At 51.7% G+C, this 2,471-nt stretch carries 1 protein-coding gene; it reads left to right on the plus strand.

Translation table 11 applies throughout. The features are described from left to right. Positions 1-56 precede the first annotated feature (56 nt). Positions 57-2,471 (plus strand): SusC/RagA family TonB-linked outer membrane protein (locus tag JX312_RS12225; RefSeq protein WP_204458176.1); only part of this gene is annotated, 2,415 nt, incomplete at its 3' end.

Genomic DNA, 2,471 nt, shown 5'->3' on the forward strand with positions numbered 1-2,471 from the left:
CCACAATACAATCCTACAATCTAAATCAACTATTATTCACAACTAATACCTAACTTATGAAACAAGTCAGCAGACTAATTCTACTTCTTGTTGCATTTCTGACGGGCATACCCGCCTGGGCTGCAACAAGACAAGTGACGGGTACTATCACCGACGAAACCGGAGAGCCCCTCGTCGGAGCCAGCGTAATGCTGGTAAATTCCCGCACCGGATGCATGGCAGACATCGATGGCAATTTCTCCCTTCAGGTGCCCGAAGGTCCGGCATCCCTGAAAATAGCCCTTATCGGCTACCAGCAACAGACTGTCAAGGTTGCCGCCAACCAGACAGTTGTCAATGTCAAGATGAAAGAAGACTCCCAAACCCTCGAGGAGACCGTGGTTATCGGTTACGGTACGCAGAAAAAAGTAAATCTTACCGGTGCCGTAGCCGCGATAGAGGGCAAGAGCCTTGAAGGACGTCCGGTAAGCAACGTTTCCTCAATGCTTCAGGGAGCCGTAGCCGGTCTCAACGTGACCACAAGTTCGGGAAAACCCGGTTCTTCCGCCACTCTGAACATTCGAGGACGCACATCTATCAACAACGCCTCTCCTTTGGTGCTTATCGACGGAGCCATCGGTGAGATTGACCAGGTCGACCCCAATGACGTAGCCTCCATATCCGTGATCAAGGATGCCTCGGCGGCTGCAGTATACGGTGCACGCGCCGCATTCGGTGTCATTCTTGTCACCACCAAGGGAGGCAGCGAGCAGGACGGCAAGGCAACCGTGAGATACAACGGCAGATTCGGCTGGGAAGAGACGACTCAGAGCACCGACTTCGAGACAAGCGGTTACTGGCATCTTCGCATGCTTGAAGACTTCCACTACGGACAGACGAAATCATATCTCATGCCGAACTATACCGACAAGGACTACATGGAGCTCCTCGCCCGCGTCAACGACAAGACTGAGCATCCCGACCGTCCATGGACCGTGGTTGAGGAAGTGAACGGCAGAAAGCAATGGAAATATTACGCCAATACCGACTGGTGGAACGAGCTCTGGAAAAGCCGCCGCTTCCTGACGCAGCACAATGTGTCGCTCTCGGGCGGCTCGAAGGCAGTGAGATATTTCGTGTCGGGAGGCTACAAGCACAATGACGGCATTGCGAAATACAACAACGACAAATACAACCAGTACACACTCCGCAGCCGGCTGAACTTCAACGTCAACAAATATATCGATTTCGAGGAGAACCTCGCCTATTTCGGCTCAAGCTACAATTATCAGGGCGATGGCTCGATAGAGAACACACTCGCTTATTCAGGCGAGAACGCATTCCCACTCTTCCCGCTGACGAATCCCGACGGCTCATACATATATGAAAACCCCTATACCTCATACAAACCGGCAAACGGACGCGCCATAATGATAATGCAGGGGATGCACCCCGGCGAGACCCGCAAAAACAACTTCACCACGACATCACGCATCAATATCAAGCCTATCAAACAGCTTACGTTCTCTGCCGATTTCACATACAGATTCTACCAGAACAGAAGCAACTCGCGTTCAAACGCCATTCAATACCGCGTCTATCCCGATGCGGAAATGAAGACATACAGTTCCGGCGCCGGTCAGGATGACTTCAAGGAATCGATGGCAACCTACAACTATTATTCGGCAAACGCACTTGTGACATACAAGGATTCTTTCAAAGACGCGCACAATCTGACTGTAGTGGCAGGCTACAATTACGAAAACCGCAACTACAAGACATACTCCACATATGTCCAGAATCTCGGGACTCCCGATCTCAACGATCTCGGGCTGGCACCGAGTCTTGACGGCGCCAAGGTGACAGGCGGTCAGACCGATTATTTCCTTCAGGGTATCTTCGGCAGAATCAACTACGATTATCTGGGCAAATACCTCGTGGAACTCTCCGGACGTTACGATGGAACCTCCAGATTTGCAAAAGGACACCGCTGGGGCTGGTTCCCCTCAGGATCTGTCGGCTGGCGTTACAGCGAAGAGAAATTCCTCGAAAGTCTCAACCCCTGGCTGAGCAACGGAAAAGTGCGCCTCTCATACGGAAGCCTCGGAAACCAGAACACTTCCGACCTCTACACATTCCTGCGCAAGGTCTCAATCAGCACTTTCTCCGGAGACAACATATATACCTTCGACAATGCCAACGTGGCAAAATACTCTTCCGTAGGCATTCCTATCGCCCAGGATTTCACATGGGAGAAGGCTAACCAGTGGGACCTCGGCTTCGATTTCGGATTCTTCAACAACCGTCTCAATGCCACTGTCGACCTCTACATCCGCGATACCAAGGACATGATCACAGACGGTGTCGCCCTGCCCGCCATATACGGCGCGGACTCCCCGAAGATGAATGCCGCCGACCTCCGCACGAAAGGTTATGAACTCAGCCTTGAATGGAACGACGCCTTCACTCTGTTTGAAAACAAATTCTCTTAC

Source organism: Barnesiella sp. CU968 (genome assembly GCF_905219685.1).
GTDB lineage: Bacteria > Bacteroidota > Bacteroidia > Bacteroidales > Muribaculaceae > Lepagella > Lepagella muris_A.